Source organism: Confluentibacter sediminis, assembly GCF_003258355.1.
Classification (GTDB): domain Bacteria; phylum Bacteroidota; class Bacteroidia; order Flavobacteriales; family Flavobacteriaceae; genus Confluentibacter; species Confluentibacter sediminis.
Genome location: NZ_QKPO01000109.1, coordinates 1 through 325 on the forward strand (window position 1 = coordinate 1; position 325 = coordinate 325).

Consider the following 325-nt stretch of genomic DNA (forward strand, 5'->3'; position numbering starts at 1 on the left):
TGGCGGCCGAATCTGTCGGACAAGGTACCGCCGAACAGGCAGCCGATGATTGCGCCGAAGCCGTACATGGCCACGACTGTGCCCACCACACCCTCATCGAGGCGCAGCGCGGAAACCAAATATATCGACAAGAATGAGGTCACGAAGCGACCCATCCACAGAATCAGAATCGCCAACCATAATCCCCAATACAGCAGGGACAGTCCGAATATCATACGCTGCTTCTTCACTCTCAATACCTTACCGGCTACCGACGGCGGAATAGCCGCGTTTTGGCGCGGGGTGCTGGGACAATAGCACCTATGGCTATCAAAAAAGGACCGAC

The 325-nt window shown here is 55.7% G+C and carries 1 pseudogene; it reads right to left on the reverse strand.

Annotated elements, in window-relative coordinates:
- Window positions 1-215: pseudogene (locus tag DKT72_RS19115) on the reverse strand (MFS transporter); the annotation flags it as partial.
- Between the last annotated feature and the right edge of the window lie 110 nt (window positions 216-325).